Annotated in this window: 16 protein-coding genes, 1 tRNA gene and 1 other RNA gene; 2 read left to right on the top strand and 16 right to left on the bottom strand. The window is 61.3% G+C overall.

What is annotated here, in order from left to right; translation table 11 throughout:
• Positions 1 to 453 precede the first annotated feature (453 nt).
• The 7 genes from CAURIM_RS12970 to ffs all read right to left on the bottom strand — a co-directional run bounded on the left by CAURIM_RS12970 (position 454) and on the right by ffs (position 7,170).
• Positions 454 to 828, bottom strand: coding sequence for a DUF6973 domain-containing protein (locus CAURIM_RS12970; RefSeq protein WP_371325732.1), 375 nt, complete (start codon positions 826 to 828; stop codon positions 454 to 456).
• A gap of 481 nt (positions 829 to 1,309) precedes the next feature.
• Positions 1,310 to 1,966, bottom strand: a complete 657-nt coding sequence (gene recR / locus CAURIM_RS00920) for a recombination mediator RecR (RefSeq protein WP_010190001.1) — start codon at positions 1,964 to 1,966, stop codon at positions 1,310 to 1,312.
• A gap of 113 nt (positions 1,967 to 2,079) precedes the next feature.
• The gene (locus tag CAURIM_RS00915; protein ID WP_010190004.1) at positions 2,080 to 2,460 is read right to left on the bottom strand and encodes a YbaB/EbfC family nucleoid-associated protein; all 381 of its coding nucleotides are present in this window, start codon (positions 2,458 to 2,460) and stop codon (positions 2,080 to 2,082) included.
• A gap of 57 nt (positions 2,461 to 2,517) precedes the next feature.
• On the bottom strand, positions 2,518 to 5,124 hold the full coding sequence (locus CAURIM_RS00910; RefSeq protein ID WP_201828791.1) for a DNA polymerase III subunit gamma and tau: 2,607 nt from the start codon (positions 5,122 to 5,124) through the stop codon (positions 2,518 to 2,520).
• Positions 5,125 to 5,156: 32 nt separating this feature from the next.
• The gene (locus tag CAURIM_RS00905) at positions 5,157 to 5,771 is read right to left on the bottom strand and encodes a suppressor of fused domain protein (protein WP_236659344.1); all 615 of its coding nucleotides are present in this window, start codon (positions 5,769 to 5,771) and stop codon (positions 5,157 to 5,159) included.
• Complete coding sequence (locus tag CAURIM_RS00900; protein WP_201828792.1) at positions 5,719 to 6,990, bottom strand: aspartate aminotransferase type Ic; 1,272 nt, start codon at positions 6,988 to 6,990, stop codon at positions 5,719 to 5,721. Before CAURIM_RS00900 ends, CAURIM_RS00905 begins: the two co-directional genes overlap by 53 nt.
• An 81-nt stretch (positions 6,991 to 7,071) precedes the next feature.
• An RNA gene (ffs, locus tag CAURIM_RS00895) (signal recognition particle sRNA small type) lies at positions 7,072 to 7,170 on the bottom strand.
• Positions 7,171 to 7,336: 166 nt separating this feature from the next.
• Between ffs and CAURIM_RS00890 the strand changes: the two genes are divergently transcribed.
• Positions 7,337 to 7,425: transfer RNA gene (locus tag CAURIM_RS00890), tRNA-Ser, on the top strand.
• A gap of 100 nt (positions 7,426 to 7,525) precedes the next feature.
• Here the strand turns inward: CAURIM_RS00890 and CAURIM_RS00885 are convergent.
• Both CAURIM_RS00885 and gluQRS read right to left on the bottom strand, forming a co-directional pair.
• Positions 7,526 to 7,861 (bottom strand): hypothetical protein, encoded by a 336-nt coding sequence (locus tag CAURIM_RS00885; RefSeq protein ID WP_201828793.1) that lies wholly within the window; start codon positions 7,859 to 7,861, stop codon positions 7,526 to 7,528.
• A gap of 11 nt (positions 7,862 to 7,872) precedes the next feature.
• Positions 7,873 to 8,814, bottom strand: coding sequence for a tRNA glutamyl-Q(34) synthetase GluQRS (gene gluQRS / locus CAURIM_RS00880; protein WP_201828794.1), 942 nt, complete (start codon positions 8,812 to 8,814; stop codon positions 7,873 to 7,875).
• Positions 8,815 to 8,872: 58 nt separating this feature from the next.
• On the opposite strand from gluQRS, the gene CAURIM_RS00875 reads away from it, so the two are divergent.
• Positions 8,873 to 10,213, top strand: a complete 1,341-nt coding sequence (locus tag CAURIM_RS00875) for a hypothetical protein (RefSeq protein WP_070731490.1) — start codon at positions 8,873 to 8,875, stop codon at positions 10,211 to 10,213.
• Positions 10,214 to 10,241: 28 nt separating this feature from the next.
• Here CAURIM_RS00875 and CAURIM_RS00870 read toward each other — a convergent pair whose 3' ends face one another.
• The 7 genes from CAURIM_RS00870 to CAURIM_RS00840 are packed head-to-tail and all read right to left on the bottom strand — an operon-like array spanning position 10,242 to position 23,367.
• Positions 10,242 to 10,736 (bottom strand): hypothetical protein, encoded by a 495-nt coding sequence (locus CAURIM_RS00870; RefSeq protein ID WP_010188427.1) that lies wholly within the window; start codon positions 10,734 to 10,736, stop codon positions 10,242 to 10,244.
• A complete protein-coding gene (locus CAURIM_RS00865; RefSeq protein ID WP_010188426.1) occupies positions 10,733 to 11,743 on the bottom strand; it encodes a TRAFAC clade GTPase domain-containing protein in 1,011 nt (336 codons plus the stop codon). Before CAURIM_RS00865 ends, CAURIM_RS00870 begins: the two co-directional genes overlap by 4 nt.
• Positions 11,743 to 12,702 carry a hypothetical protein gene (locus CAURIM_RS00860; RefSeq protein WP_010188425.1) on the bottom strand — a complete coding sequence of 320 codons (960 nt, stop codon included), beginning with the start codon at positions 12,700 to 12,702 and terminating at the stop codon, positions 11,743 to 11,745. Before CAURIM_RS00860 ends, CAURIM_RS00865 begins: the two co-directional genes overlap by 1 nt.
• A gap of 18 nt (positions 12,703 to 12,720) precedes the next feature.
• Positions 12,721 to 14,418: a GAP1-N2 domain-containing protein gene (locus CAURIM_RS00855; RefSeq protein ID WP_201828795.1), complete on the bottom strand. Its 1,698-nt coding sequence runs from the start codon at positions 14,416 to 14,418 to the stop codon at positions 12,721 to 12,723.
• Between the two features lie 2 nt (positions 14,419 to 14,420).
• A complete protein-coding gene (locus CAURIM_RS00850; RefSeq protein ID WP_070717034.1) occupies positions 14,421 to 16,841 on the bottom strand; it encodes a SaeA-related protein in 2,421 nt (806 codons plus the stop codon).
• 23 nt (positions 16,842 to 16,864) lie between these two features.
• On the bottom strand, positions 16,865 to 19,702 hold the full coding sequence (locus CAURIM_RS00845) for an AAA family ATPase (RefSeq protein ID WP_201828796.1): 2,838 nt from the start codon (positions 19,700 to 19,702) through the stop codon (positions 16,865 to 16,867).
• Entirely contained in the window at positions 19,702 to 23,367 is a 3,666-nt protein-coding gene (locus CAURIM_RS00840; RefSeq protein WP_201828797.1) for a tubulin-like doman-containing protein, read from the bottom strand. Before CAURIM_RS00840 ends, CAURIM_RS00845 begins: the two co-directional genes overlap by 1 nt.
• Positions 23,368 to 23,381: the final 14 nt, after the last annotated feature.

Here is a 23,381-nt window from a genome sequence, read left to right as displayed (position 1 = left end):
ACCCGGATTATCCAGAGAAAAAGTGAGAGCAACTGTCGTTGACTCCATGATTAAAGAAGACGGACTTGATGGAGAACACAGATCGAGAGCCTGTCGAGAGAACCTCACCCATTGTTCGCTGTCGCCCTTTCCTCTAAGAAAGAGGAAGTTTTCGTGATCGGAGAAGCCGTGTTCTGGAACAGGGGGATCATCAGCCATAAGTGTTTCTTTGACTGTTTGATACGGAGTGTATGGGCACACGAGCGAAAACTCAGTCCACTCTGGTCCGTAGAGTTCCTCCAGTGTGATGGACTCAGTAACGGGCATTGCATGTCCCGATCGTCCTAGGGACGCGAGATGAGAAGCCAATGGGTCATCAAAACTACAAGAGGAGAGTAATAGGGAGACAATACTAGTGAACCCTATCCGCGCCATCATGCGTCTCATTAACATAAACCCCTTCTCGTGCCTATCCTAGGAAAGTGGAGATAGCAGTCCAATGCTAGCCCAGAGGGCGCACTGGTTCAGAGCAGAAGCTTCGTCGCCACTACTTGCGAAAGCAAATCCAAGAAATCGACCTTGGGCATTGTTATACAGGTCCATGCTGGTCTCATCCGCTGGCCCCTGAGCGACAGTTTCGTGGTTAGTAGCAATGCGTTCAGCTGCATCTGCACCGATTCTCATCGTCATCAGGGCATTCCACGAGCAGTGCCGAAAAACATCGCCCTTTCCATTGTGGAGTGATGTGGCGCCAGGAAACCGGTTCTGCGCTTCCATACTCGCGGTTGTGGCTGCCTGATTGGCGATGCCGCATGATACTACATCGACCAGCGCGATGCAGGACAGCATTTCAAGGCCCTGGATATATATCCGGTAGGGGTCCAACTGGGCGGTCGCAAAAGGCGCTACCTGAGGATTGATGTCAGTGACCCTGGCACGTTCAACTGCAGCAATGATTGCGCGTTGTTCATTAGCTGACAGGGATGCGAAGTAACCGTACGGGTCGGCTCGAAGTAGAAAGCCATCTTTACCAAACAGTTCAGTGCGCAGATTGGATCTTTGCCCTACTTGGAAGGATTTCAGCCTACAAATATGACCCAGATTTCAAGGATTTCGACTGGGCAATCAAGTATTTCGGAAACCGACTAGCCCATGCGAGTAGTCCCCACAGCAAGATTCGTGCCGCAGGAACAGGTCGGGACGTTTATGCGAATCATCTTGGCAGCTACCGCAGTTGTTTTCCAAACCCGAAATCCCCATGAGTCCTACCGATATGGAAGCTCTGGCGAAAAAGTTCAACGGTTAATTCTCTATTTTCTGAAGCGCCGGTTTAAACCGTTAGGCGGCCGCTCAACGCACGCGAAAGCGTCAGCTCATCGACGAACTCAAGGTCGCCGCCCAGCGGCATGCCGGAAGCTAGGCGCGTGATTTTCAGTCCCGGGAAGTCTCGTAGCAGACGCACAAGATAAGCTGCGGTGGCCTCGCCCTCGGTGTTGGGATCGGTGGCGAGGATGACCTCGGTGATGTCCGGGGAGTCGTCGTAAAGCGGCTCCTCCGGGGTGGAGTCCGCCAGCTCTCGGTCCGGTAGCACGCCGCCGAGGCGCTGCAGTAGTTGCGAGATGTTGAGATCCTTCGGGCCCACGTTCGCCAACGGATCGAGTGCGCCGCCGAGCACGTGATAGCGGCCGTCATATTCGCCGGTGCGCTCGATAACCTGAATGTCCTTGGGCTCTTCCACCACGCAGATGGTGGAAGCATCGCGCTGCGAATTGATGCAAATGCGGCAGACTTCCTCGCGGGAAATATTGCAGCAGATGCGGCAGAAGGTCACCCCATCACGCACTGCCCCCAGCGCCTTCTGGAGGCGGTCAATCTCCTCTGGGTCTTGATGCAGTACGTGGAAGGCGATGCGTTGCGCTGACTTCGGGCCAATACCCGGCAGGCGCGAGAACTCATCGATGAGATCCTGCAGAGGTCCTTCAAACACGCAATGCTCCCCTCACTCAACAATCCCCTAAGCCCTAGCGGCTGGAGACACAACAAAAGGCCGCGCCGCCCTCCGCAAGAGGGCAACAACGGCCTTTAAGTCTAACGCGCGGCTTACTGGTTACCGCCGAAGACATCCTGGATGGACGGACCATCGTAGTTCTGCTGGGACTGCCCCATGCCCTGGGACAGCGGGCCAATCTTCTCCTGGGCCAGGCGGCCAGCAGCAGCGTGAGCCTCCTTGAAGGCGCCAACGATGAGGTCCTGAAGGGTATCGATATCCTCCGGGTCGACGACGGACTTATCAATGGACACGCTCTGCAGCTCAGCGCCGCCGGTCATGGTGACCTTCACTAGGCCATTGCCAGCGCTACCCTCAACGGTGGCGGCCAGGATTTCCTTCTGAGCCTTCTCCAGCTCAGCCTGGACACGGGCGGCCTGCGCCAGGATCTCGTTCATGTCATTTGCCTGCTGCATCGGGTCGTTCTCAGTCATGCTAAAAATCCTTTCACACGGTTATTTTCACTACGGGCCAAGTGTACAGATGCCACGCTAGAGCCGCCGCGCTCCCAACTCCTGTGCGAGGAGCTCCATCGCGACTTCCGTGGCATTGCGGTGGTCCATCTCGCCGGCGTTCTGCGCGGCCTCCATCATCTCGCGTTCCTCATCCGCGCGGGTGTATTCTGGCTGCGGGGCGGGAGCTTGTTGAGGCGCAGGCTGTTGTGGCGCGGCAGGCGCTTGGCCTGCGCTTTCCGGCGCCCCACCCATCCCTGCCGGCGGACCGTAGTCCTCCGGTGGTGCTTCGAACTCACCCTCGTCCGGGCCCGGCTCCGGCGGCAGCGGAACGCCGTTGCCAAACTTGGGAACCTTGGAAAACTCTTCATCCCGCTGGGCCGCTACTTGGCTCGCTTGCGCGATGCGTGATCGCCATTGGCTGCCACGGGCCTCCCTCTTTGGGGGCACTGCTGCCCCGCGCGGGGCAGTCTCCGGTCGCGTGCCTGCATCCTCGCGCGCACCGTGCTGAGACTGGGGCTGATCCGCCGTCATTTCAGACGACGGCCCCTGCTGCCCGATCCGACGCGGCGCGCCCCACGGGTCATCGCTAGCGTCGCCGCGTTCCTTCACCTCGGGTTCGCTGGTCTTGCCGACCTCTTCAGATTCTGTTTCTGCTGTGGAAGCTGGCGCAGTTTCGGAAGAGTGCGAATCAGTAGCGTCGTCCGGAGTCTCCGGACTCTCTGCCTCCTCGTCGGGCTCAGCGGGCTCACGTGGCGGTTGGTTGGGGTTCCACTGGGTACGTTGAACTGGCTCAGTCACCGTGAACCCGTGGGCCTTCGGGTCGGTGCCGATGACACACGTGACCTTCAGGGTGCGGTTGAGCTCCTCCTGAAGGACGGTCACGATGACCTCGTTGGTGCCTGGAGAATTGATGCGTTCCGCCAGCGCACCGGTGGTGTGCCCAAGAACCAAGGTGTCATCACGCACGCCAAGGACACGGGCTTCGGCGAGCATGATTTCAGCGACCTTGTTGCGACGGCCAATGGTGGCGCGCAGGTCCGACCAACGCCCGCGAATCTCCGCGGCTGGGTCCTGAGGCTGCTCAGCCTCAGGATGCTGTTCTCGAGCCTGTTCTTGTTGTTCCGTCTGCTCCTGTTGCTGCTGTTCGTGCTGTTCCTGTTGCTGGCGCTCCGGCTGCTCTTGGCGCTGTTTAGGCTGCTCTGGCTGCGGCTCAGGCTGCGCCTCCGGCTGTGCAGAACGCTCTGGCACTTGGGGCTGCGAGTCCTCGGGGGCTGGGGTCTGCTGCGCCTGCTGGACTGCTTCCTGAGCCTTTTCGGCCTGCTGCGGTTGCTGCAGTGGTTGCTGTTGCTGGGCCTCTTGCTTTGCTGCTTGACGGCTGCGGCGCTGCGCGATGATAGCCGCAGCGGCGGCCGCGGGATCCTGGGCGCTGGCGACCGCAGATTGCTGGCGCTGAGCAGGCGCGGTGGGCTGCCCTGCGGGTGCCGAAGGCTGCGCTCCCGCACCTTGCGGGGCAGCGGTGGGTAGCTGACCGGCCGCTGCCGCTGCGGGGGCGGCACCAACGATGAGGTGCGCACACAAAATTTCTAGAAGTAGCCGTGGGGACGTCGCTCCCCGCAGGGAGGACACGCGCTCGTTGACGGTTTCCGCCAGGTAGGCCAGCTGCGGGCCGGAGAAACGCTGCGCCTGGGCGGTAAGGACCTCCCCGCGGTCAGTCGGCGCAGAGACCAAACCTTCCTCGAGGGCGGAGGGGACGGCCTGCAGGATCATCAGATCCCGCAGACGATCCAATAGGTCAATGGCAAAGCGGCGAGGATCGTGGCCCGCCTCAATGACATCGTCGACAAGCCGGAAGAGCCCAGCCTTATCCTGGTTCGCCAGGGATTCAACCGTGTTATCCAGCAGGCCCTCGTCCGTGACACCCAGAAGCGGACGGGCCACATCGTAGGTCAAGCCATCGGGACCCGCGCCCGCCAACAGCTGGTCCAGGATGGACAAGGTATCGCGCGGCGAACCGCCGCCGGCCTGGATGACCATGGGGTACACGGTGTCATCCACGTGGACGTTCTCCGAGGCCACGGTGCGCTCCAGCAGCCCCTTCATCGCCGGCGGGGTCAGCAAGCGGAAGGGGTAGTGGTGGGTACGCGAACGGATGGTGCCGATGATCTTCTCCGGCTCCGTCGTGGCGAAGATGAAGATGACGTGCTCCGGTGGTTCCTCGACAACCTTGAGCAAGGCATTCGCACCGGAGGCAGAAATCATGTGAGCCTCATCGATGATGAAGATACGGTAGCGTGACTCCGCTGGCGCGTAGTAGGCGCGGTCACGCAACTCACGCATGTCCTCGACACCATTGTGAGAGGCGGCGTCGAGCTCCGTGACATCCAAGTTGCCCGGCCCGCCAGGGGCCAGCGAGACGCAGGAATCGCACACCCCGCACGGCGCGGAGGTGGGGCCCTGTTCGCAGTTCAGCGAGCGGGCCATGATGCGCGCAGACGACGTCTTTCCGCAGCCACGTGGGCCGGAAAAGAGGTAGGCATGGTTAATGCGCCCCGCATCAAGGGCAGCGGACAAGGGCGTGGTGACCTGCTCTTGGCCTACCACTTCCGCGAAGGTTGCTGGACGATATTTCCGGTAAAGAGCCACGGTTAGTCAGTCTAGCGCCTCGCCCCGACACGTCACTCCGAGCGCTGCCAATCCAGTAGATCGATGCCTTGCTCCGCCACCGCCTGCTGCAGCGCCGGCACGCCTTCCTCGACGGCATAGGCATACTCGGCGTCGCTCAGCATGAGCAACTGGCACACCAACGTCAGGCGGCCCTCTTCCGCCACCTGCGGGGTCTGGCCGCCCCACAGGTACGGGGCGATGAGCATGCCGTGGCGCACACTTAAGTGCGCAAAGCGCTCATCGCTTTCGGCGAAGAGCTTGGGCAAGAGCAGACCAGGTTGCGCGGGCAACAAGCCTGCGGACTCTGTGAGCAATGCCGCTGCCGCACTCACTGCAGCAGCCGCTTCAGCCTGGTTGGTGCGGGCGACGGTGAGGAGCTCACAGCGTACGTCGATACCTTGCTCGGCGTGCGCCAAGCCGGTATCGACGTCGGCGAAGCCACAACTGACCGCAAGAGATTGCTCACCCTCCAGCGAAGCTAAGCCCAAGCGCTGCCCCTCGACATTCTTAAACGCCAGGTCAGCGGGAATAATCTGGTCGAGCCAGTAGGCCGTCTCGTCAGAGTTGATTGCCTTATGCCCCCAGCTTCTCCAGTGCGGCGAGCAGCACACAGGTGGCCACGCCATCCATTGCTGCCTCAACCTCTTCCTGCGGCGGCAGGGACGGGGCCAAGCGAATGTTGTGGTCCTTGGCATCCTCACCGTACGGGAAGGCAGAGCCAGCCTGGGTCAGGAGAATGCCAGCGTCACGGGCCAGCTCCCACACGCGGGTCGCGGTACCCTCCATCACGTTGAGGGAGATGAAGTAGCCGCCCTTGGGGTGGGTCCAGTCCGCGATCTCATGATGGGTGAGGTTCTTATCCAGGATACGGAGTACCGCCTCGAACTTCGGCGCCAGCAGCGCAGCGTGGCGGCGCATGATTGCGCGCACGCCCTCCGCCGAACCGAAGAACTCGTAGTGCGCAAGCTGGTTGATCTTGTTCGGGCCGATGCCGCGGATACCGGCGTGCTCCAGGTACCACTCGAGGTTGTCTTCGGAGGAACCGAAGAAGCTCACACCGGAACCGGCGAAGGTGATCTTCGACGACGAAGACATAGCCCAGAAGCGGTCCGGATTTCCTTCCTGTTCCGCAATCTCCAGAATCGGCAGAACCTCCGGGAAGTCCTCGGTCAGCGTGTGCACGGCGTAAGCGTTATCCCACACGATGCGGAAGTCCGGTGCGCCGGTCTCCATCGCTGCAAGGCGGCGGGTCTTCTCTTCAGAGATAACAGCGCCCGACGGGTTGGAGAACATCGGCACAACCCACATGCCCTTGACCTGCGGGTCCTTAACCAGTTCCTCCACTGCTTCAATATCCGGGCCATCTTCTTCCATCGGCACCGTAACCAGCTCGAAGCCGAAGGACTCCGTGATGGCAAAGTGGCGGTCATAGCCTGGGGTAGGGCAGATCCACTTGATGGTCTCTTCCTTGGACCACGGCTTCTCAGAGCTGTTAGTACCGAAGGTGTAGGCCCACAGGATGAGGTCATACATGATGTTCAGGGAGGAAGAATCCGCCGCGATGAGGAGCTCCGGGTCCATGTTGGTGAGCTTGCCCCACAGATCACGCAGCTCTTTGATGCCCTTCTGGTTGCCGTAGTTGCGCAGGTCATTGCCTGCGGCGTCAGTGTAGTGACCGCGGCCCGGCAGGACGAGCAGATCATTGGACAGATCAAGCTGGGCCTTGGACGGCTTTCCTCGGGTCAAGTCAAGATCCAAACCCTCAGCCTTGAGGGCCTCGTAGTCCTTGCGTACCTGCGCGGCAAGCTCAGTAAGCTCGGACTTTTCAAGATTAAGAAGAGACATCCGTCTTCCTTCCGGGACGTAGTGCGGACATATGGCAACCATACTAACGCCCCGTTACATCCCCCGTGTTAAAGCACACAAAATAAAAGGGGACCCCGCGCACCCGCCAGAGCCTCCTGACCCTTGCTGCATTCCTGCCCTGGGGGAGTTCAGAGGATGGACGCCACGCGGAATCCTGCGGTCTAGCCTAGCGCGCCTTGCTTGTCGACGCCAAACCGCTCCCCCACCGCCCGGCTCCCGCCCCGCTTCCAAGCGCACTTCTTACCTCGCGCCCCTAAATCCTCAAGTTCTTCGCGCTGACCTGGCGATTTTGCTTCATTAGGGGGCTCATGTAATGTTTTCCAGCGGAGGATTCGACTAGCGGCCTATGTCACACGCCTGGAACGCGTGCGGGAGTCACATCCCTCAGGGGTTCAAATCCCCTATCCTCCGCCACTGGGAAATCCCGGGCTTCACAGCATCACGCTAAGAGGTCCGGGATTTCTCTCATTTAGCACTGCGGACCCTCCAGCCGTGCAATCCAACCCAAACGCTGTTAATCGAACTCGGGAGCCTCGTAGCCGTCTTCCTTGAGCCACTCCACGTGTGGCGGGGTGTTCATGCCCCACTCGGTGCGGGCAAGCAGGAAGGCCTCTTTCACCTCGGCCTCGCCATAGCCGCCATCGCGCAGGTACTGGCGGAAACCGTTGGGCCCCGGTTCTTTGATCCACAGCCACACGTAATCATCCAGTGTGCTATCCCCCAGGATGTCTTCCATGCCCGCCGGTAGCAGCTCACGCCCGGCGCGCACGCGCTTTTCTAGGTCTTCTTCAAAGAAGTCATAGAGGTAATCCAGGCCGTCTTCCAGATGGGCGTACTCAAAGGCTTCCATGCTGCTCCGTTCTACACCGTTCCATCCCAGACGAAGGGTTCTTGTGAAAGCTTATCGGGGATAAAGCGTTCGAGGAGGTCCGCGGCGGTATTAATCCCTTCGGCGTCATATCCCAGCGAGCGGGCGAGCAGGCGGATCACATCGCTTAGTTCTCGCCCCGGCTCCGCGAGTAACTGGCGAAGAGTTACTGCCCCATCACGCTTGGACAGGCGGACGTTGTCCGAATTCAGCACGAGCGGGACATGAACGAACTCCGGCTCCGGATAGCCCAGCTTGTGCGCCAAGTAGGCCTGACGCGGGGCGGAAGACAGCAAGTCATCGCCGCGCACGATCTGATCGACGCCTTGGAAGGCATCGTCGACGACAACCGCCAAGTTATAGGCCCAATCCATACCCTGGCTCGGATCCACCGGGGGCTGGCCGCCACGGCGCAAGATGAAGTCATCCACCTCCCCGGTGTACTCGCCGGCGAAGGCGTCGTGGATGGTGAAGGAAGAGACGTCAGCAAGCAAGCGTATGGCGGGCACGCGGTTCTGGGCGGCGAGTTCGACGCGTTTGGCCTCGCGCTCGTCCTCGCTGAGATCGCGGCACGTTCCCGGATACTGCCCGGGGATGGCATGCGGAGCGCGGGAGGCTTCCTGAATATCTTTGCGCGAGCAGTAGCACTCAAAGGTAGGAAGCTGCGCCAGCGCCGCCTCATAAGCCGCATAGCGATCCTGCTGGTAGATGACTTCCCCGTCCCAGTCCAGGCCGAGCGCAGCAAGGTCCTCCAACTGGCGCTGCGCCGACTCCCGGGAGGAGCGCTGCGTGTCAATGTCTTCCACGCGCACAAGGAAGCGGCGCCCACTGCTTCGGGCGTATAGCCAAGCCAGCAACGCCGTGCGCAGGTTACCCAGATGCAGATCTCCGGACGGGCTCGGGGCATAGCGCCCAGCGGGGCTGAGAAAATCCATGGCACCCAGTCTACGAGGAGTCCCGCGCGCGTCGGGGTCCTCTACTAGAATCTCCCCCATGGCTTCTGATGCGACGTATCCCCTGCTTGATTCTGCCGACGCCGAGAAGATGCTCGCCTTCGCGCGGGCCCAGGCGCCGGGGGTTTCTCTCCCCACCGATGAATCCGCCCACATTGATGAGCAGATCAACCGAGTACTCGCAGATGACAGGTTCTTGGGCAGCGTGGAGGACGCCGTCCCCGCCGCCCAGTACCTAGAAGCCCGCGAAACCCTTCGCGTGGCTGCCGGCACCATCGAGAACATCGACGATTCTCTCACCATTGCCTCACTGGGCGCGCTGACCGGACAGCCTGCGCTCGTGGCTACCGGCTATACCCGCGTGGCCCGCGCATGGCTGGATAACAACAACACTGAAGCGGCAGAGAAATTCGCAGCCAAGGCCGCTGCAGCTGGCGACGACACGGCGTTGAATGAAATTGCCGCAGCGCGCACCGTGGCCAGCCAAAAAGACTTCTCTGAATCCGCCCCCACCAGCGCGGAGGTGTCCTCCGGCTCCGCCAGCAACACCTCAAGCACCGACAGCAATGTATCACTGGCCGTGCTCCAAGAGCGCCTAGAATCTGCCAAGAGCGGTGAAGCGAGTGCAGTGAAAGGACACGCTGCTGAATTCGTGGCTATCAACGACGCCGTCACTGGAGGAGATTTCGACGGCGCAGGGGCCACGATGGGTGACATCCTCCGCACCATCCTCGAGTCCGCCGTGGGCGCGCTGTGGGCATCTAATTCTGCCGCCGACTGCGAGCGCGTGGCTACGCAATCTTTCACCATCCTCTCCAACGCACGGGCGGACGAGGAGTACCAGCAGCTCCCCGCAGTGATGCTAGCCCGCTTCTATAGCGATGCTGCACAGCACTCTTCTTCAGACTTAGAGCAGCGCGTGGCCTGCTTTGCCGCTGCTGCCCGCGAGTTCCAACGCTGCGGAGACCTCGATGGCGAGCTCCATGCTTTGCTCAAGACCGTGGCCCTCGATGTTCGCCACAGCGATCCAGAGGAGGCCTATGACATCTTGGCCTCGCGCTACGTGGATTCGCTCAAGCTCCAGAGCCTTCCCGTATCCGCCAAGTGGACCGTCCTGTATTCCGAAAGCCTCCGCTTGCAGGCGCAGGACATGTTTAAATCCACCCAGGTTTTGCTCGATTTCTTGGACCGGCATTCTGTCGCCGAAGCCACGACGCCGTCGGAGCAAAACGCCATGGCGGAGGTCGCCGAACTTTTAGGTGATCGCTACTCTTCCGCCGACGCAACAGACCGCGCGCGCAAGATGTACCACCTTGCGTTCAACCTCTTTGCCAAGGCCAATAATGTGCGCGCTCTCGAGGAGCTGCGCAAGAAGGCCTAAGCCCCGCGGTGCACGGGGCCTAGGCTTGTCACGCTTGGCCGCCGAACCACTGCCGGTTCGCAGGCAGCCACAGCAGCACAATGACCACCGCCGATGCGATGGACGCGGGCATGACCGAACTCGCCGGAATGAGCAGCACCACGATGGCGCTGATAACGGTCAGCGCAATCCGCGCGGACTGCTGCGCGTGCAGCACATAGGTGGTGAGGGCACACACCAAGAGAACCAGTACGGCAAGTAACACGCCGAGCTCAGTGGAGAGCTGGTCCGTGCGGCTTACCGCCGCCGGGCTGTTTTCAAAGGCGATGAGCCGGCAGATGTTGTATACCGCGTAGCTCGTGATGAAGACCTCCAGTACCGCTGCAATCTTCAACGGCCACGGTGCCCATTGCGCCTTCATATCGGCGGCACGGCGGGTCTGACGGACAGAATCGGTGACTGCACCGTAGCGATAGTCCGGTGCGGGCGCGGCAGGCGAGCCTGTCGGCGGGGTTCCTGGGGGTTGTGGGCTACCGAAAGTCATGACACATCCTGCGCAAAGACGCCGCGTTGGCTCAGCAACCAACGAATGGGATCCAGAACGCGGTAGGGCGCAATGCCGCTGCGGGCTAGCTGGCGGCCCGTCGGGGCCTCACCCAACGCGGAGACCACGAAGAAGCTACCGCCGCGCGGAGCTGCCGAATAGATCTTGTTGATGAGGTCATTAGCACCCAAGAAGCGCAACAGCGATTCGGCTTCAAGGTGGACCATCCAGCGGTCCGAATCGCGGAAGTTCCACCCGGTATCCCGGCGGAAAGCGGAGCCGCGGTTGGCCATGAGTTTCTTCCAACGCACGTCATCCACCTGCTCAAGTTTCTGCACCGTGTCGAACTTCGAGATGGTCACGGCCAGTGGCGGCGGGGTATCCGTATCGAGCAGCGCCAGCAGGTTGTCCAGAACCCGCAGGGAATCCGCACCGAGCTCACCAATATTGGGAATCAGACCGTGGATAAAGTCCTGAATTTGCTGCACACGCAGCGGGTCAAAGAGGAAAATCACCAAATCCGCGTGGGAGAAGAAAGCGAGGTTCTCGCGGTCGGCTTCGTTCTCTGGCGGGTTCTCCAAGTCTTCGCCCGCCACGTCGCGGAAGACCAAGTAATTCATGCGCTCGTGTCCCTGTTCATCAGGCCACTTACCGAGCTCAAAAATCAGTGGGTCGCGCTGGTAGGCGTCGGTAGCCACCGCACTTGGCGTGGGGTCCATGGCACGCATCTCCTCAAAGAGCGGCTTCTCATAAACCTCGGCGTAGCGCTCGCGCGTGGATTCATCCGCCGCTTGGACGGAGCGGTTGTGCTTGTGCGCCAGCTGCTTGAGCTGCTTGATCATCACCGCGGTGTAGAGCGACTTACCGGAGTTACGCGCGCCGGCCATGGCCACGCAATGTGTCACGGCGTCGGTCCATCCCTGCGGCAGCTCCCGGTTGGTGTATGGGCTTACCGTCACACCATCCTCGAGCGGTTTAAAGGTCCACGGGCAACGTGCCTGGCTCATTAGTTCCTCTCTTTCAGCATGGCAGTGACGCGGTCAGTCAATTCCGAAAGCTCCGTGTTCGCGCCGGATTCGAGCTGCTTGACGACGTCCCCGTCGATCACCGCGTACGCCACATGAGCCGGGGTTCCGTTGATTCGCGCGAGCTCCAGCTCCTGGCGTCCGATAGCGCTCGTGATGAGCACCACGGTGGGCACCTGGGTTTCCAGCATGGAAGTCACGGGAGAATCGGTGACGTAGATGACCAGCGAGGACGTGGAGGTGAGAGTCGGCAAGCGCCACGGCCGCTGACCTACACGCTCCGCTCCACTATCAATGACGTCCGCGATGAAACGGGTCAGCTCATCCACCTTATGGGTCTCGATGCTGTCCTGCCCATCAGTGGCGCGGAAGTGCCGGAAGGCATCCGAGAGCGCATCGATATATTTGGCGGTCGCCTCGACGATCTTCGGTGTGACATTGATCTGCATGGAGGCGGAACCATCGACGACCACGGTGACATTATCAAGGCCTGCGACATCCAGCTCCGCGCGACGCATCTTGGAGCGCACCTCGCGGGCGGAATCGGTGATTCCGGCGCCTTCGGTCGTGCCGAATGCTTCTAAGTGGTAGCTGCCGGATTCCGGGGTGACCTCGGCGAGGCGTTCGGCGGAGTCCTCGGCGGCGTCGATAAGCACGCGCGGGAACGTCACCGAATCACTCGAGTTGCTCACCGTCAGGCGGACCTCGCTGCGCAGGCCGAAGGTCCCATTCCGCTTCGGGCGCACGACGATGGTGGCGCGCTCGGGCAGGGAGTGCACCATGATGGAGAGGTCGTGGACGCGCACGGCATCAACGCCTTCTCCCAAAATCGCCAGCTCCATGGAGGCGCCGCCGGTTCCCATCTCGAAGGCTTCGACGCGCAGGATGCCGTCTGAGCCGATGCGGCGGGACTCTCCGTCCCGCAGTGTGTATTTAGCCATGACGCTTATTTCCTTCTCTTACCTTCCGTGGAATCCCATGTTTCGACCGTGCTCACCGAGAGCTGCTCCCCGGTGTTGCCATGCTGTGTTCGGTTCAAAATGCGATGGGCCCGGTCGTTGCTGCATGGGAGCTGAGCGCTCCGCCAGCAACTGTGTCGTGCCATCTAGCAACATGGCGACGCGCCCCGTGGCATAGCGCTCGCAATGATCCAGTGCGATGATTCCGGCGAAGTGCGTAGCGGTGAGGTATCCGATGTGCTCGAGCTCGCGGTCCTCCCAGGGCTGCAGGGCATCCTCTGCTAGGAGGTTGAAATCCCGCGGGAAGTAGAAAACCCAGGAGGCAACAATCGCGGACATCAACAGCTTGTCCAACCCCTCACCCAACGAGTTTTTATCGAGGCAGGCCAGCTGGATGGAGCGACCACGGTGGGTATCAAGGTGCTCGATCCACCAGCGCGGATCGAATTCCTTGAGCCTATGCCACTCCTCGGCGCTGAGCCCAGGAACGTTGGCGTTGCCGCCCGACGCCGTTGCCGGCGCGGTGTCTGCACCAGCTGACGGCGCGGCCTCCGCCTTCGTGGCAAAAGGGTTCTCCTGCGCCGTGTTCGGCTCAGGCGCATCGAGGGGATTTGGCGGAGTACCCGCGGGTCCATGACCCGGGAGCGCAAAAGGTGAGGAATCTGCGATAGGTGCTCCGAAATCAGCTGAGTCCTGACCCCAAGAATCGTCAAAGCTCTGCGCGTCTCGCTGTGCAGGTTCGCTACCCGTTGCAGCGTTCTCCTCTGCTATGGGTGTCGTAACAGTGCGCTGCTCGGCCTGCTCTTGCTGTGGCTCCGGAGCCGCAGACTCAGCTTCTTCCGCGGCATTTTCTGCATAGGAGCTGACGTCTGGCAGGGCCTCATCGAGGGCGAACACGACCGGATTGCCGGGGATCGCCGTCTCCGCGAGACGCTGCTTCTCGCTCGGCGGCACCACGAGCATGGTGGAGGTGCTCAGCGGGAACTCATTGATGGCGGCGGCTTTTTCAAAAGTGGAGAAGCCGAAACCATCCTCCCCCACCTCGCGGGCGGTGGCAGCAATCCACAGCGCTGCCTGGTTATCAGGGGCCACGAGGATGACCAGGCCGTTGCGGGAATTCAACACTGTGGCCATGGCAGAAACCAGCGCACGGTTGAAGCTCGGATTCGGGTTCGGGGCTACCGCCTTGAACGGTGCGGGAAGCTTCTCTGGGTAGCGGAATTCGCCATCCAAAAACTCTTCCAACAACACGTCCGAGTGCAACGGTCCGCGCGCTGAGATCTTTTCCGGAATCTGCACCTTATCCACCTCGTAGATGGAAAAAGGTGCTGGGATGTCAGGAGAAAACAGGACCGTCGCCGGTGCCGGCGGGGTTCCCGTGCGCGAAATCGAGGTGTAGGTAAAGACGTTGCCGCCGCGGCCGGTCGCATCCAGGCCCGCGGGGACGGATACCATGGTGACCCACTTTTCCGCCTCAGGGGTGAGCGCAAAGACCGCAGTACGGCGAACCAGTTCCGCGCGCTGCTGGGCAGAGGGGAAATCCGGGATCGTCGTGCCGTTGTTGAGAGAGGTCGGCACGAAGGACACGAGCTCAGCCAACTCTTCTTGGGTGATATCACCGGCCTTCTGGCCTACACCCCAGCCACCGGCGCGGCCATTGGCACGGGAAAATGATGCATAGCTAAAGGCGCCGCCCATAACTACTGGCCTCCTTGAAAGTACTGATCCTGCGAATAATCCTGCCCGTAGTTCTGCTGGTCGTAGTTCTGCTGCTCATACTGCGCCTCATAGTTCGGAGCCTGATTCTGCACGGGTGGGTACAGCCCCAGTCGGTAGGACACATCGCCTTCTACCACCACAGCTTTATCTGATGCGCTCAGCGTCGAGGAAGCATCGCTGTAGCTTTCCGAGAAACCACTGAAGGCATCATCACCACCGAAGCTGTCGAACGAGGTATCAACCTGGCTATCAAAGCCCTCGACGGCGAACAGGCGGATGAAGCCGCCGCGCTGAATGCGCTCGCCTAATGCCACCGTGAAATCTGGGTGCTGCCCGCGCATCGGGCCCAAGCCATGAGCCACGTGCGTGGTGCTCTGCAGATTGGTCTCCACAATGCCGAGCGCCTCGCCGTCTTCGGGGAAAAGCGGCAGGCGGTCAGCTCGGTAGACCACCTGGCAGGAGAACTGGCGCTTATCGCCGTTGCCCAAGCTCCAGAGGAACACCCTGGCTTGGCCTTGGGAGGAATCGACCTCAAAGTCATAAGTCACTGGGCGCAGACCTTCGTACTGGATCACGCGCTCATTGCCCTCGGTGCGCTTGCCTGCGAAGACCGCATAAGGCTTCAGCCGCACGGTATCACCGTGCTGATCGAGGTGCAGGCGGATGCCTCCCTGGAGGTCGTAGTCCTCTTCGCGGATCTGATCGTGCTCGCGGTTGGTGGAGTACTCCACCGCCGTTGCACCCTTCGGCCAATCGAAGGTAATGAGCTGGCTGTCCACGCGCTCAATGAGCCGGAACTGGTCATCCTCAATGGATTGCACGCGCTGCAGCACCTTGGATTCGCCTACCCAGGCATCAGCATCGTTGAAGTTCACTGGGGTGATGTAAACCTCGTACCAATCTGGGGGCCACGGCACCGTGGTGGTTTGGAAGGAACCCGGTTCGGACACACCGCGGGTCTCACTGATAGCACTCGACAGTGCGCTTTCGACGTAGGTCTTCGGCACTGCGGACGTGCGCAGGTCCGCCTGCGGGGCGGTGGGCGTGAGATAAATCTTTACCTCGCCGGTCTTGGGCGAGTACCAATCCACCTCGATGGTGTCCTGTCCGTATTCGCTGCGGCGCTCGCAACGGGAGAGCTCCAGCTTCTCCAGCTCGCTGGCGAGCTTCACGGAGCGCTGGACTGCGACTTCGTCTTGGCTTTGCTCAGTAGCGCCGTGGAACTCCGCCTGGCCCAGCAAGGAGATGACGACGGTCTGTCCGGTCTCTTGCACCGGAATAGTCGCCTTGCGCCCGCTGCTGTCCACGTCTTGTTCGAAGCGCGGGGACAGCTTTTCCTTCTCGCTATCGCGGCAGGCATAAACCATGGCGCTCGAGTGCCCCGGCAGCAGGTCCCAAGACACCTGAATGGCGCCCTTGATGGTGGACACCTGAACGTTCACCGGCGGGAAGACCACGCCCGTGTCTCCCATGAATACCGGCTGGCTGTTGACAAGCTCACGAAGGTCGCGGCCCTTATAAGCCCATACCGCGTAGTGGCGCAAGCCTGTCTCGCCCGGCTCGTGTTCACGGTAGGCGGTTCCCTTCGTGTAGACGAGGGTGTCACCGGCATCCGGGGACGCCACCATCTCTGCGTCATCGGCGACGACTCGGTAGAACACCACCTCATCCGGCGCGTGCTCGAGCTCCGGCCACCACAGGCGCACCGGATGGCGCTGATCGGAATCCTCCGGCTCCGGTTCTGGCTCTATGCCGTAGCCAGGCTCTTCTTGAGATTCCTGCTCCAGCGCCGCCTCTTGCGGCACCTCGACTTCAAACTCGATGCCGGGGGCTTCCCAGTTCGGGTCCTGGCGAAACTGGTACTCCGCCTTAATCCCGAAACCAGGGATGGTGATGTAGTCCTCTTCGTTAACCTGAGTCTTTTGCTCTTCCTCTGCCTGCAGTGCCTCCCACTCGGCGAAGAAATCGTGCGGCTGTGCCGCTGCTTGCGCCGGTTGGGGTTGAGCCGCGGAACCTGTCTGCGCTACACCGGCGGCTGCAGCGGCACGCTGTGCTTGCTCGCGTTGGCGGGCCTGCGCTTCAGCCTGTGCGGCGCGCTCGCGTTCTGCGCGCTCCTGTGCCGCGCGTTCTTGCGCGGCACGTTCTTGCGCTGCCCTCTCTTGTGCCGCGCGCTCCTGCGCAGCACGTTCCTGGTCCACCGCAGCATTGCGCGCCTGCGCGCTCAGCTCCGGGTGCTCGACCGCTTCGCCGTTATACGCGGCGGCAATCTGCTCGGCGAACTGCCTAAACGGCGCTGATACAGCTGCACGCACATCATCGGCGTTTACGCGCTTGAGCTGGTGCAGGGACTTAAGCTCACTCAGCGGCACATCCGCAATCGAAGGTTTCTGATTGTGTGTCATCAACGTTCCTTAAGAAGGTCTCGTCAGAAAGTTTCGTCGAGGTCTGAGAGGTCCGGCGCTTCCGGCCGGCCAAACGTCGGCTGCGTAGTCGGGCTTTCGCTATTGCTCTGCCCCGGCGACTTGAAGCCCATGTGGTCCATGTCATCCAGATCATCCAAGGAGAAGTCCGAGGAATCCTTAAAGGACGGAGCACCAGACGCCGCATCCGGGATCAGGTACTTGAAATCAGTGATCCTTCCGTACTGCACCACGGTCACAGAACGTGAGAGCTGACTGGTCAGTGCGGTCTGGCTGTCCACCTCCACGATGCGGGTGCGCGAGCCGTCGATTTCGGTATATCCTTCAGCGCCGCCCGCCTTGGTCAGCGCATTGGGGCTAAAGGCCTGAAGAGCACCCTTTTCCTGGTTCATGCCGTCGAGGAACTCGGCGGTGCTCTGAACGCGGCTGCCGCCTTCCTCGCGGAAGGTCACGCGACTGAGGTATTGCTGCAAGCTGCGGGCCATGCGTGGATCCGTAATGACCTTCTGCCATTCCTGTTGCTTGAGGTCGCGGTCCTGCATATAAGGGTGGTCAAGGCTGCGCGATAGGTTATCTAACGCAGTGCTGGAGCCGAGGCCAGCCATGCCCCACATCTCATTGAGCGCCACGGCCGAGTGGCCAGTGCGGTTGCGCTCAAAGGTGTCATTCATGTCATCGAGGAGGGACTTGAGCGAGCGGTGTGCCCACTCCGTCTGGAAAATGTGGGAGCGGATTTCATCCGTCATGCGCACGGCATCATCGCGGTTGAGCACGGCCTGAGCAATGCGAGCGTTCTCCGGAAGGCCCGACTGCGGCGTCCGCAGGTGATCGCTCGACGTCTCCTTGCGCCCAAAGGGCGCGTAGATAGCGCGGCCCAGCAATGCCGACCAGCTCAGGAACTGGTTATAGGCATTAGAGATACGCGAGATCTCGGCCGAGGCCGTCGCCAGATTCTGCGCGGCGATCTCTTGGTTGCGGTTCAACAGCTTGCGGCGCTGCACGTAGTCAAAGATCTCACGCTGAGCCTTGGTAAAGACCGCCCAAGAACACACAAGGAAAAGAAGAACAGCCAGGATGATGCCCACGACGTACCACGGCCAGTCGAACCACTGCAGGTACTCACCCAACGGCAAGTCCGGGTTGTAGCGGCCGGCCACCATGTAGGTCATCAGAGCAAGCACTACGAAGAACACAATCCACATCGTGCGCAGCTTTCGGGTCAGCGCTTTGTTCTCCGCGTTGAAGTCACGCGCTTGGAAGCTGTTGGCCAACTCTTGCAGTTCACGTGCCTTGGCGTGTGCGTCGCGGTACTTCTGCTGGGCGTGCCCCAGCTTCTCCCACAGGCCCTGGCCCACCTTCCACGCGAAGGTGGTGCTGTTCTTTGCTCGCCACGAAGCAAACTCGTGCTTCTTGCGGCTGACAGCTTCATTGCGGGTCTGCTGGCTGGTGTACTCAATATCGGCGGCGAAGCGCTCGGCACCCACCGGATCGAAAGGCGCGACGGTTGCTTGGGACTCGTGCGTATAGCCCAGAGTGCTGGTCATGAGCGGATGGAAGCCCTCGAAAGAAGCGCTGACATCCTGCACGGACTGGCCACCGTATTGCACGATGTACATGTTGCCCTGGTTATTGCGCAGCCCCTTGGTGTCGATGCTGTCGCGCCAGGATCCGTCGACAAGGCCCAGCGCATAATCGTGATAGGCCTCCCACGTGCGCGAGAGTTGCGGCTCCTGGCCCAAGGAGAACTGCTGCTCGCGGGCAACTCGCATGGTGTGCTCACTGGCTTGGCGCAGCTCGTCGACGCTCGTCGCACCGCTGCCCTTACCGGAGTGCCCGGCCAAGACGACCTCCACGCTGGAGTCCGCACCGTAGAGCATCTTCTGCAGGAAGGTAGCCGCGTTCTTGTTCATTGCACCGCGCTGGCCCTCGACCCAATCCTGCGGCTTGCCCACCACGGTGGACCAGTACAAACGCAGGTTATCCTTTAGCGCCGCCCAGCCGCTGACCTTGTGGGATTGCAGCTCCTCATAAGCAGTCGGAGCGCTCACCAACGGGGAAATCTCCTGGTTGATGAACATCTGGGCGCACTGAGCCGTCAGTTGCTCCGGATTGGCGTAGTGCACAGCGCGGGAAATGTTATTGACCTGCGGCTGCGGCAGGCGCTGGCCGGGATCGAAGACGGCCTTCCTGACCTTGTCCTCGATGTCACTGGCATCGATGGTGCGGTGGAAGGCTCGCACCAGACGGAAGCGCTGACGGTCGCCGGTCTCGATAACGCGATGCGTATCCGGGTCCAGCACTGCCGGCTCGGGCATGCCGCGCCACAAACCGAAGATGCTGGCTACGGCTGGGGCCGCGAATTGTGCGAGCTCGAAACCGTTCGCGGTGCGCTTGATGGGGCGGATGCGCGAGGAGGCCGGTGTTCCGCCCTCCTCCGGGGAAAGCACAAGATTGCTCCAGCCCTGCAGCGGAGCGATGTCCACGCTCTCGCGCGGAAGAGCTGACAACAACAGACGCACGCGCAGGTTGGAGGCCTGAATCAGGCGCTGATCGACGGCTCCGACCCACTCCGTGAGCTTGTCGACGTCCTGCGGTTGTTCCGCATCCATCGGGTCAATGGTGGCGAGGAGGACGTCCCCGCTGAAGCTGCGGAGGGCATCGTCGAGCGTCGACAAGCGCGCCGTGCCCTCCTCCGTGAAGGAGCGCACAACGGCCCCAGTAGTGGGGTGGGCATAGTCGATCCAGAGGAAGTCCTGCAGGAGGCCAACCGCGCGCAAATCGCTCAGGCGCGAGCGGATGTCATCCGCGGTGGCGCCGTGTCCGAAAATAATTACGTTCGTCATTAGAAGGTGTCATCCAGATCGTTGAGGTTGAATTCTGGCGCGATGTCCTGGCCAAAGCCGGAATCGGAGTTCCGCACCTGCGGGGCAGGCTGGGCGACGGGATTCTCCGCCACCGTCTTGGCCTGGTTCAGGTAGTTGCGGATGACCGGGACCACCTCGATGACGTCCAGTGCCAGGTCACGGTAGTACGGCGTGTGCGAGGCGACCTCGCGGGAGCGTACCTCCGCAAAAGGCTTTTCCTTACGCCCCTGCCCTGGCAGGGAGTTGGTGTGGCCCGGCACGAAGTGATCCGCACCGCGGGCGAACTTATCCAGCTCCTCTACGAAGGATTCAAAGCGGTCCTGGATGGAGGTCCCCATAACACCGCGGTTCGGGGCTTCACCGGATGCCAAGAACTGCGCGAGGCGGTGGACCACCGGGTGCGTGGACGCACCGGAGTGGGCGAAGTCTAGGCCGTCGTCGAAAAGCCCGCGCAACAGCTGGTACGGGTAGAGCGAAGAGGCAAAACCATAGTGTCCGGTTTCCTGCACCTTGGCGTAGGCGATGAAGATGGACTCCAGAACCGAAGGCATCCAGTCGGACTTCTTGATCATGCGGCGCGGCGAGATAAGCAGCGGATCTGGGAAATCAACCCAGCCATTCACGCCGCCGTCCGTGTCATCGAAGATGTGGGCCGCTGCGTTGGCTGCATCGGCGTTGGAGATGTAAACGCGTCCTGTAATGCGTCCGATGATCCAGCCGGCCACCATGGCCTGGCGCTCAGTCTTCGTCAGCGGCAGGGCTGCCGGCAGCGGGCGGGTGCGGCGTTCCGACCACCAGGAACCGTCGAAATTGTCCTGCTTCTCGATGTCTTTGGCGATGTAATTGAACATCGAAGAGAAGACGATCGGCGAGTAGTTGGGGTAGGAACCGAAGATCTCGATGTGCTGGACATGGTCCGACATGTTCAGCGAGTTGCGCAGAGCCACCGTGGAAGGCCCGTCAATCTCCGGGCGGCTGAGCACCGACTCCAGCTGGGAGGCAATGCCAGTTTCTGCAGAGCCGAGCTCCGCAAACGGGATATCGGAGAAGGAGTAGGTGTACTGCACGGACTTGCCGTGAATGCGCTGCACCATGTCATCGTTAACAGCGGCCAACGGGCGGGCATAGCTCAGGGCCAGCTGGAAAGCCTCGATAAAGCGGCGCTGGCGCTCTGCGTGCTCGACCTCGTTGATGTCCGGGGTAAGAGTGAGGTAGCGGCGCAGATCCACCGAGTTGAACTTTTGGAACTCATAGTCACGGCGGTTAATCCACTGGCGCGAACGCTCCAGAAGATCAGTTGGGCGAATCTTGGCGTGGTAGTGCGCACGCTGGGATTCGCGGGATTCACCGGTTTGCGGATGGCGCGAGAGGTACTTGGACACCCAGCCAGCACGGTTGGAGTAGGCATCGTTGGTGCGCTTCTGCGGGGCCAGGGTGTCATTCGGTGCCTGGGCCGCATCGAGCGATTCCCATTCACCGCGGATGACCGCACGCACCGCAAAGGGATAAGCCTGCTCGTAGTTGGTGACATCTGAGGTGGACTGCTGGCCCTGGATGGTACGCAGCATCTGGTCACGGTAATCCGAGATGAAGGTATTGACGTCCGTCAGCATAATCTCGTTCTCGGCACCCTTGAAACGGGTTTCCACGACCTCATCGAGCTCCGTCGGCCACGAGTTGACTTCGTCGGTGCGGACGTCAGCCAACTTGTTGGTCTCCGGGCGCTTCGACACGGCCTTCTCCAGCACCGCGTGGGCATCCCCCAACTCACGCTTGAGGTGGAAGAGGTTCTCATCGGCGTAGTCCTGCAGGACATCCTTAAGCAGGTGAGCAATGGCCATGAGGGCGTAGCTGTAGAACTGGTTGAAGTACAGGCCCATCAGAGCGTTAACCGTAGGAGTCGGGTCCGTCATCTGGCCCTTGCCGGTCAGCGGGCTGAGGATTGGATCCGCGCCTTCTGGCTTCGCCAGCACGCGGGTGTTTTGGTAGAAGCCGGAGTACTCAGACAGGCGCGGCAGGAGGCGGTCGGAGTTGGTGAGCACATCCGTGATCTTGGAGAGCATCTCGCGCACATAGGGCACACCCACCGCAGCCAGCTCCGACTCCACGGTGGCGAGGACACCATCGCTGAAGAAATTGGCGTAGCGGTAAACAATGTCATAGGCGGCATTGTTCAGAACCGATGCGATGGCCTGCTCATTGCGAGGATCTGCCATGTTGCCCTCAAACTCTTCACGCCATTCGTTGACGTTGCGGCCCTGGCCCACCGGAATAAAGTTCTGCAGGTGCTTCGCAGCGCTGTCCGCAGCCTGCTGGGCCTGACCGCCGAACACGCTGTTGAGCCAGTTCCAGACGCTGCCGCTATCGATTTGTCCGCCCTGCGCCCAAGAAGGATCAAGCGTCATAGAGCTAAAGGCATTGGGCAGACGCTCCTCCAGCTTCTTGGCAATCTGCATCTCACCGGCATCGGGGTTCTGTGGGTCGAGGTGCCCGTTGAAGAGGCGCTCGAAGGCACTGCGGGCAAGACGCTGGGACGAGTATTCGGCAAAGCGGTCGCGGCCCATCGAAACCTGGGCATAACCCAGCGAACCCCAGGGCAGGCGGCCCCACGGCGTGCCGTCTGGGCGATCCCAGCCGAAGAAGCGGCGGCCGCCGTCACCGGCCGGGGTGTTAGTCAGCGCGTAGGACACGAGGTTATCGCTGGCCTTGGTGGAGGCCATCAGCCCTGCGAGCGCGCGGCCCAGGCCGCGGTAGATGGACATAGCGGAACCATCGCCGAAGCGAGCGCTGGTGGTGCCCATCTTGGAGCCAATGGGGAAAATGCGGCCGAAGGTCTGCCCCTCCGGCGGGGTGCCCATGTCGAAGGCCTCGAAGATAGCGCGGTCATGCTCATAGGCGTTGCCCATCTGCGCGGCGACGACCTCACCGAACATAGCCAGCGAGTTCGGCCACGCGCCGGCCATGTCATCCGCCTTGTTATCGGCGAAGATTTCCGGGGTGTACATGAAGATGAGGGTGCCCTGCGGGTTCACGTTCGGAATAGTGGTGAGCACACGGCACACATCTAGGAACATCGAGGCGCCCGCGCCACCCGCCATGGACGAGACAACGAGGACAACCGGCTGGGAATCACCGGTATCAGTGTCCAGCTTGGTCTGCTTGTAGTTAAGGCGGTTGAGCTCCTGGATTGCCTCCTGCGTGAACATCTCATCCACCGCTTCCTTGAGCGACTGGCGGATCTTCTTGAGATTCGGCAGCGTCAGCATGCGACCAATCGCACGGTACTGGCCGGCACCATCAGCCAGCTTCACGTCGTTGGTGGAGGGGTTGCGGGTAGCCCACGTTGCAATCTCACCGAGCTTGCCGGCACGGCCCAGGATGCTGGACACGCCCTCATCGAAAGTGTTGTAGTTCTGGCGGGCACCAATGCCCACGTAGTGGCCGCCGTTTTGGGTAACATTCGGCAGCTTCTGCGGGCCCGCCTCCTCTTCGAGCGGCACGTCGATGTTGACGAACTGCCAGGCCTTGGGCAACTCGGTCATGTCCGGGTCGATGCTTCGCAGCTCGGCTTTGAGCTGGTCCATCATGAACGCCAGCGTCTTGGCGCCGGAGCCACCGCAACCGACGACGAGGAACTTCTTCATCTTTAACTACCTTT

The organism is Corynebacterium aurimucosum (assembly GCF_030408555.1).
In the GTDB taxonomy this organism is placed as follows: domain Bacteria; phylum Actinomycetota; class Actinomycetes; order Mycobacteriales; family Mycobacteriaceae; genus Corynebacterium; species Corynebacterium aurimucosum.
Note: the sequence above shows the minus strand (reverse complement) of the source record. Positions and strands in the feature narration are given on the sequence as shown.

Excerpts from the sequence above, each read along its gene's own strand:
- CAURIM_RS12970 (WP_371325732.1), bottom strand. The coding sequence starts at position 828 with ATGCTGTCCTGCATCGCGCTGGTCGATGTAGTATCATGCGGCATCGCC.
- CAURIM_RS00915 (WP_010190004.1), bottom strand. The coding sequence starts at position 2,460 with ATGACTGAGAACGACCCGATGCAGCAGGCAAATGACATGAACGAGATC.
- CAURIM_RS00905 (WP_236659344.1), bottom strand. The coding sequence starts at position 5,771 with ATGGCGTGGCCACCTGTGTGCTGCTCGCCGCACTGGAGAAGCTGGGGG.
- CAURIM_RS00900 (WP_201828792.1), bottom strand. The coding sequence starts at position 6,990 with ATGTCTCTTCTTAATCTTGAAAAGTCCGAGCTTACTGAGCTTGCCGCG.
- CAURIM_RS00885 (WP_201828793.1), bottom strand. The coding sequence starts at position 7,861 with ATGGAAGCCTTTGAGTACGCCCATCTGGAAGACGGCCTGGATTACCTC.
- gluQRS (WP_201828794.1), bottom strand. The coding sequence starts at position 8,814 with ATGGATTTTCTCAGCCCCGCTGGGCGCTATGCCCCGAGCCCGTCCGGA.
- CAURIM_RS00875 (WP_070731490.1), top strand. The coding sequence starts at position 8,873 with ATGGCTTCTGATGCGACGTATCCCCTGCTTGATTCTGCCGACGCCGAG.
- CAURIM_RS00870 (WP_010188427.1), bottom strand. The coding sequence starts at position 10,736 with ATGACTTTCGGTAGCCCACAACCCCCAGGAACCCCGCCGACAGGCTCG.
- CAURIM_RS00865 (WP_010188426.1), bottom strand. The coding sequence starts at position 11,743 with ATGAGCCAGGCACGTTGCCCGTGGACCTTTAAACCGCTCGAGGATGGT.
- CAURIM_RS00860 (WP_010188425.1), bottom strand. The coding sequence starts at position 12,702 with ATGGCTAAATACACACTGCGGGACGGAGAGTCCCGCCGCATCGGCTCA.
- CAURIM_RS00855 (WP_201828795.1), bottom strand. The coding sequence starts at position 14,418 with ATGGGCGGCGCCTTTAGCTATGCATCATTTTCCCGTGCCAATGGCCGC.
- CAURIM_RS00850 (WP_070717034.1), bottom strand. The coding sequence starts at position 16,841 with ATGACACACAATCAGAAACCTTCGATTGCGGATGTGCCGCTGAGTGAG.
- CAURIM_RS00845 (WP_201828796.1), bottom strand. The coding sequence starts at position 19,702 with ATGACGAACGTAATTATTTTCGGACACGGCGCCACCGCGGATGACATC.
- CAURIM_RS00840 (WP_201828797.1), bottom strand. The coding sequence starts at position 23,367 with ATGAAGAAGTTCCTCGTCGTCGGTTGCGGTGGCTCCGGCGCCAAGACG.